The 6,826-nt window shown below is 68.6% G+C and carries 5 protein-coding genes and 1 pseudogene; 5 read left to right on the top strand and 1 reads right to left on the bottom strand.

Annotated elements, in window-relative coordinates; translation table 11 throughout:
- Window positions 1–174, top strand: a pseudogene (locus tag ASE96_RS19815) (HNH endonuclease); the annotation flags it as partial.
- A gap of 130 nt (window positions 175–304) precedes the next feature.
- A partial coding sequence (locus ASE96_RS09465) for an HNH endonuclease (RefSeq protein WP_235500182.1) occupies window positions 305–1,482 on the top strand: 1,178 nt, incomplete at its 5' end.
- A gap of 23 nt (window positions 1,483–1,505) precedes the next feature.
- On the opposite strand, the gene ASE96_RS09460 is transcribed toward ASE96_RS09465, so the two are convergent.
- Complete coding sequence (locus ASE96_RS09460; protein ID WP_200913017.1) at window positions 1,506–3,638, bottom strand: beta-glucosidase family protein; 2,133 nt, start codon at window positions 3,636–3,638, stop codon at window positions 1,506–1,508.
- A gap of 484 nt (window positions 3,639–4,122) precedes the next feature.
- Between ASE96_RS09460 and ASE96_RS09455 the strand changes: the two genes are divergently transcribed.
- The 3 genes from ASE96_RS09455 (at window position 4,123) to ASE96_RS09445 (ending at window position 6,671) form a co-directional block, all read left to right on the top strand.
- The gene (locus ASE96_RS09455) at window positions 4,123–4,740 is read left to right on the top strand and encodes a uracil-DNA glycosylase (RefSeq protein WP_056429157.1); all 618 of its coding nucleotides are present in this window, start codon (window positions 4,123–4,125) and stop codon (window positions 4,738–4,740) included.
- 213 nt (window positions 4,741–4,953) lie between these two features.
- Window positions 4,954–5,697 (top strand): glucose 1-dehydrogenase, encoded by a 744-nt coding sequence (locus ASE96_RS09450; protein ID WP_056429155.1) that lies wholly within the window; start codon window positions 4,954–4,956, stop codon window positions 5,695–5,697.
- Between the two features lie 17 nt (window positions 5,698–5,714).
- Window positions 5,715–6,671: an L-lactate dehydrogenase gene (locus ASE96_RS09445; protein ID WP_056429152.1), complete on the top strand. Its 957-nt coding sequence runs from the start codon at window positions 5,715–5,717 to the stop codon at window positions 6,669–6,671.
- The last annotated feature ends 155 nt before the right edge of the window (window positions 6,672–6,826 follow it).

Here is a 6,826-nt window from a genome sequence, read left to right as displayed (position 1 = left end):
GCCCTGGCTGCCCGTCAGGCACGTTTGTCCGTCGCGTTCGATCTGCTGCAGCGCCGTGAACAGGCCGACGCCGGGATGCCGGCGGCCGAGCTCGGGGCCGGGGTCGGCGCGCAGATCGCCCTGGCCCGGCGCGAATCCCCGGCCAAGGGCGGCAGGCTCCTCGGCCTGGCGAAAGCCCTGGTCACCGAAATGCCCCACACTTTCGCTGCGTTGGAGGCCGGGCAGCTCAACGAATGGCGCGCCACCCTCCTGGTCCGGGAGACCGCGTGCCTGTCCGCGGCGGACCGCCTTCGCCTCCCGCGCNAAGCCCTGGTCACCGAAATGCCCCACACTTTCGCTGCGTTGGAGGCCGGGCAGCTCAACGAATGGCGCGCCACCCTCCTGGTCCGGGAGACCGCGTGCCTGTCCGCGGCGGACCGGGCCGCCGTCGATGAGGAGCTCGCCGCCGACACCGGGACGTTCGACGGCGCCGGGGACCGGCGCATCATCGCCGCGGCCCGGGCCGCGGCCTACCGCCGGGACCCGCGCACCGTCACCCAGCGGGCCAGCCACGCCGCCACCGAACGGCACGTCAGTCTCCGCCCGGCCCCGGACACCATGTGGTACGTCACCGCCCTGCTGCCCGCCGGTCAGGGCGTCGCGATGTACGCCGCCCTGACCCGGCACGCCGACACCCTCCACAACGCCGGGGACTCCCGCACCCGCGGCCAGCTCATGACCGATACCCTGGTCGAACGCACCACCGGCACCTCCGGCGGGATCACCGGCATCGAACTCCAGCTCGTCATGACCGACCGCACCCTCCTCCAAGGCGACAGCGAACCCGCCCGCCTCCCCGGCTACGGCATCGTCCCCGCAGCCTGGGCCCGGGAACTCCTCCAAAATGAAGGACAAGCCACCCGCGCGCGAACCGAAGACACGAATACGACAACTGATACGGCCAAGAACTCGGACGGGGACGTGGACAAGGCCTTCACCGTCTGGCTCCGCCGGCTCTACACCGCGCCGGGCACCGGTGAGCTCACCGCGCTGGACTCCCGCGCCCGGCTCTTCCCGCCCGGACTCCGCCGCTTCATCCAGGCCCGGGACGACACCTGCCGCACCCCGTACTGCGACGCACCCATCCGCCACTTCGACCACATCATCCCCTGGCACCGCAGCGGACCCACCACCCAGGCCAACGGCGCCGGACTCTGCGAAGCCTGCAACCACACCAAAGAAAACCCCGGCTGGACCGCCACACCCCGGCCCGGCCCCAGACACACCCTCGAGATCCAGACCCCCGCCGGCAACACCTACCACTCCACCCCACCCCCGCTGCCGGGCACCCAACTGACCGACTCGCCTCCGCTGCCCAACACGGCCGTGCCGGCCACCGACACCAACCATCACCGCCGTGAACTCCGACACCGGGCCAAGTCGCTCAGACTTCGCAGATGTGGGGCCCAAGAACCTGGGTCAAAGGCACCGGCAGCGGCCTGAACCCTCCTGAATCGGTCGCTTGGCTAGCGCCCGAACCACGCCTCGGCCAGTGACACGTCGGCTTCCAAGGCGTAGTTGCCGGCCGCGTGCCCGAGCGCCACACGGTAGCTGCCACCGGGGGTGTGCCACTGTCCGCGATCCGTGTCATAGGACGCCAGCAGCCGCGGATCAACATCCAGGGAGACGGTCCGTGATTCGCCGGCGTCGAGATTCACGCGCTCAAAGCCGAGCAGCCTCATCCGGGCGCCGGCAGGATCTTCCAGGAGGTAGAGCTGGGGGACGTCGGCCCCGCGGCGCGGCCCACTATTGGTGACTGTGAATTTGGCCCGCACCCTGTCCCGGTCCGACACTGTCAGGCCTGCGTAGTCGAACCGGGTGTAGCTGAGCCCGTGGCCGAAGGGGAACAGCGGCCGCTGTCCGGTTCTGGCGAACCAGCGGTAGCCGACGTCTGATCCTTCGTTGTAGTGGATGGTCGTCGGCGTCCCCCACGGCGTGCCGAGGCCCGGCAACTCCGGCCGCGGGGTCTGGTCCAGGCCCGCGGGGAAGGTCAGCGGGAGTTTCCCGGAGGGGTTGGTGTCGCCGGTGAGGATCTCGGCGATCGCCTGCCCGCCGCACTGGCCGGGGTACCAGGCCGCCAGGACGGCCCGGACCTTCGGGAGCCACGGCATCGCCACGGGGTTGCCGGTTTCGAGGACGACGACGGTGGCCGGATTGGCGTCCGCGACGGCTTCGATCACGGCGTCCTGCCCCCACGGCAGGGACAAGTCAGCGTTGTCGTACCCTTCGCCTTCCACCCGGATGCCGAAGACGACGGCGACGTCGGAGCGTCGGGCCAACAGTGCCGCCTCGGCGGGGCTCATCCCGGGATCGTATTCGATCGCGGCGCCGGGCAGCAGCTTCTGCAGTTCCGCGAGCGGCGAGGACGGCAGCAGGTACAGATTCCGCATGCCGCCCATGATGCCAGGGCCGCCGATGGTGTGACTTTCGGCGTAGCCGCCGGGCGGCACCACCGCACTGGACCCGGCGCCGATCGGCACGCCGAGCTGGGCATGTCCCCCGATCACCGCGATCTTGAGCGGCCCGCCACTGCCGGACAGCGCGTCCAGCGGGAGCACGCCGTCGTTCTTGAGCAGGACAATCCCCTGCCGCGCCGTCTCCAGGGCGATGTCCGCGTGGGCGGCGAGGTCGACGTCGGGAGTTCCCTCCCAGCGGTCGGTCCCGACGTCGAACACGGCGTAGAGGATGCGCTGCACCATCTCGGACAGCCGTTCCTTGGGGAAATCACCCGCCGCGTAGGCCTCACGCAGCGGGCCGGGGAACGTCTCCTGCCCCCACATCATTACGTCGATCTGGACGCCGGATTCCTGGTCCTGGCCGCGCAGCGCGAAGTCCCAGCTCGGCGTCGCGCCCCAGTCGGACATCACCCAGCCCGGGAAGCCCCAGGCGCCCTTCAGGATGCCCTGAAGCAGCGTCTCGTTGCCGCCGGCGTAAGTGCCGTTGACCTTGTTGTAGCCGGTCATGACCGAGCCGGGCCGGGCGCGCTCGATGGCGATTTCGAACGCGAGGAGATCGGATTCCCGGTGCGCGGCCGGGTCGATGATCGCGTCCAGCCAGTGCCGGTTGGTTTCATTGCAGTTCAGCGAAAAGTGCTTGACCGTGGAGATGACCTGCTCGCCCTGGATGCCCTTCACCGACTCCGCGCCGAGGACGCCGGTGAGCCAGGGATCCTCGGACAGGTACTCGAAATTCCGGCCGTTGCGCGGATCGCGGTGCAGGTTGAGGCCACCGGCCAGCTGGACGTTGAGGCCTTTGCTGCGGGCCTCCTTGCCCACCATTTGCCCCGATCGGCGGGCGAGTTCGGGGTTGAAGCTGGCCCCGAGGGCAATCGACGCCGGGAGGGCCGTGGCGGTGTCGCCCTCCCGGTAGCCCGGGTTGGTGACGCCCAGGCTCGCGTCGCTCATTAACAGGGCGGGGATGCCCAGCCGCGGGATCCCGGGGGTGTAGCCGGCGCTCATCGGGACGTCCTCCGGGATGCGCGGGTCCTTGTCCGTGAGCGTCGCGTTGGTGCCCATGACGCTGATGAGGAGGGAGAAGCGCTCCTCATCAGTCATCTGCGCCTCGACCTTCCGGGCCCGTTCCATCGCTTCTGGGTTCACGCGTGCCTGCCTTAGGGGTCAGCCCGCGGGCGTTTGGCGCCGCGCCGGGTTGGGGACCTGCGGTTGGGTTCCATCATGCCGTTGGCGGCGGGGAGGGGCCAGAGGTTTGCGGGTACCTGCGTCGGTTGTCAGACGGTATCCCGTTGGATTCTGTCGTGGATTCGGGCGGCTTCACCAAGTCCTTCCCGTTAAACACAAGGCCTGCAGGTACCTTCGCGATCTCGCTATGAGCTGGCTCGGACATTTTCATATCCGGAACGACCCGGCTTAATCAGATGGTTACCTGCAGGCGCTTTAAGCCTACGCCCGGTCCGCGGACATGGGTAGGGCAAGGGGCCAGGCTTTCGGTCGCTTTGTTCTCCGACACGTCCCGGCACGAAGTAAAGCAGGCTGCCCACCAGGGCAACAAAACCGCCGCCCGGCCCGGAAGCGTAGAGTGGAAGGCGACGCCTGATTCTGGACGCCAAGTGCTGAGGGAGAAATCGTGACGATTGACTGGGACGAAAAGAAGACCCTGCTGCAGGAACCGAACATCGCCGCCGTAACGCAGCTTTGCGACGAACTGATGGAAAAGAAGCCGGGGTCGGTCGTCCCGTACATCGATCCTGTCCATGACGAGGACGAATGCCGGATCGTCAGCCTCCACATAGCACCGGGCAAGGGCACCGAATCGGGCTTCGTCTCCCATTTCAACGATGACGAGGCCGCCCGCCGCGCCACCTCCATCTACGAGGCCGTCGAGCTGGACCCGCGCTACGTCATGCCGTGGAACGCTTACCCGTGGGTCCGCGACCCCGAGCTTCCGTCCGCGCTGAACGTCCAGGAGAAGACCGACGGCCTGCGGCCCTTCCGCCAGTTCCTCAAGATCAACAAGCGCGTCTCCGCCGTCATCGCCCATGGTGCCGACGCCCACGCCTTCCTGACGCTGTTCGAGAAGACGTACCACTCCTCGCTGAAGAACCGCGGCGTCAAGATCTACAAGGCCACGGCCCTCGGCGGCCGCGCCTTTGCCGTCTCCGCCGCCAAGCAGGAGGAACTCCTGAGCAAGAACGTCGAGGTATACCGCGACGCCATGCAGCGGGCAGGCATCCAGCACCTCTGATCCGGCCCACTGATCTGACACCTCTGATGTAACACCGCCGGGACTGCACGACGGCGGTCGCCCGCCGCCCGTCTCCACCGCCCGGTCCGTCGTCGCCCGGCGCGCGTAGGGTCCAACGGCCCTGCCCAAGCCGGACGGTCCTTGGTGAGCTTGAAGCGGAGCCCGGACGGCCGCGTCCCTGGAGAGGCTCGCTCCCGAAAAAAGGACTCAGCGATGGGACGGTTGGACGGCAAAGTGGCCCTGGTCAGCGGCGGCGCCCGGGGGATCGGCGCAGCCATCGCCCGGCGGTTCCTCGACGAAGGCGCGAAAGTCGTGGCCGGTGATGTCCTGGACGAGGACGGGAGGCAGTTAGCCGCCGACCTCGGGGACGGCGTCCGCTATGTCCACTTGGACGTAACGCAGCCGGCGGACTGGGAAGCGGCGGTGGACGAGGCCGTGGCCGCCTTCGGCAGCCTCAGCGTTCTGGTCAACAACGCCGGCATTGTGAACTTCGGCCGGATCGACGAGTACTCGCACGGGGACTGGGCCCGGATCATCGATGTGAACCTGACCGGCGTCTTCAACGGCATCAAGGCTGGGGCCCCGGCCTTGGCGCGCGCCGGCGCCGCGTCCATCATCAACATCTCCTCGATCGCGGGAATCCGGGGCTACGAGTCCCTCTCCGGCTATACGGCGTCGAAGTTCGGCGTCCGGGGCCTTACCAAGAGCGCGGCCCTGGACCTCGGCGGGTCCGGAATCCGCGTGAACTCGGTGCACCCCGGCGTCATCGAGACGCCCATGACTGCGGGCATGACCTTCGACACCGGACATGTCCCCCTGCACCGGACCGGCCAACCGAGGGAGATCGCGGATTTGGCGGTGTACCTGGCAGCCGATGAGTCCTCGTTCGTCACGGGCGCCGAGTTCGTGATCGACGGCGGCGAGACGGCCGGTACCGTGGCGCCACCCTCCGCCTGACACGAAAGCAGAAGCCCATGTCCCAGAATCCCGGTACCAAACTGGCAATTGTCGGCGCTGGCAGCGTGGGCACCTCCCTCGCTTACGCCGCCCTGATCCGCGGCTCCGCCAGCAATGTGGCCCTCTTTGACGTCAACGCCACCAAGGCCGAAGCCGAAGTGCTCGACCTCGCCCACGGCACCCAGTTCGCCGCCGCCGCGTCGACCGTCACCGGCGGCGGGGACATTACCGCGACGGAAGGGGCCGACGTCGTCGTCATCACCGCCGGGGCCAAACAGGCGCCGGGCCAGACGCGCCTGGACCTGGCCAGCACCAACGTCCGGATCCTCGAACAGCTCATGCCGCAACTGCTCACGCACGCCCCCGAAGCCGTTTACGTCCTGGTCACCAATCCCTGCGACGTGCTGACCGTCGCGGCGCAGCAGATCTCCGGCCTGCCGTCATCGCGCATCTTCTCCTCCGGCACGGTGCTCGATACGTCCCGGCTGCGCTGGGTGCTGGCGCACAAGGCCGGAGTCTCCCTCACCAGCGTGCACGCGAGCATGGTAGGCGAGCACGGCGACACCGAGTTCCCCATCTGGTCCGGCGCCACGATCGGTCCGGTCCCGATCCGCCAGTGGACGGTCGACGGCGAACGCGTCTTTACGCCCGAGTACCTCGCCGACACCGCGCGGGAAGTGACGCACGCGGCCTACAAGGTGATCGCCGGCAAGGGCGCGACGAACTACGCCATCGGCCTCTCGGGGGCCCGGATCGTGGAGGCGCTGCTGCGCTCGGAGAACGCCGTCCTTCCAGTCTCCACCGTGCTGGACGGCCAATACGGAATCTCCGGGGTGGCGCTGTCCCTGCCCAGCATCGTGGGGAACGGCGGGGTCCGTACGGTGCTTGACACACCCATGGACGACGGCGAACTGGCCTCCCTGCACCACTCTGCCGAGACGCTGCGGCAGAGCCTGGCGACCCTGGGAATCTGACGCCGGGAATCCAACCCCGGCGAGCTGACGGTGGCTGCGGCGGCGCGGGCCGCCAGGCGCGGCATGTCCGCGGCCGGAACACAGCGGTCGGAACACAATGGGCGGCGGCGCCGTTGGACACCGGTAGCCTATTGACCACCAAGCCGGCCCCGGAG

The organism is Arthrobacter sp. Leaf69 (assembly GCF_001422645.1).
Lineage (GTDB): Bacteria > Actinomycetota > Actinomycetes > Actinomycetales > Micrococcaceae > Arthrobacter.
The sequence above is the reverse complement of the archived record's forward strand: the minus strand, read 5'-3'. Positions and strand labels throughout refer to the sequence as shown.

What these genes read in the sequence shown, in the direction of transcription:
- ASE96_RS09450 (WP_056429155.1), top strand. Translation starts at nt 4,954, where the DNA reads ATGGGACGGTTGGACGGCAAAGTGGCCCTGGTCAGCGGCGGCGCCCGG.
- ASE96_RS09445 (WP_056429152.1), top strand. Translation starts at nt 5,715, where the DNA reads ATGTCCCAGAATCCCGGTACCAAACTGGCAATTGTCGGCGCTGGCAGC.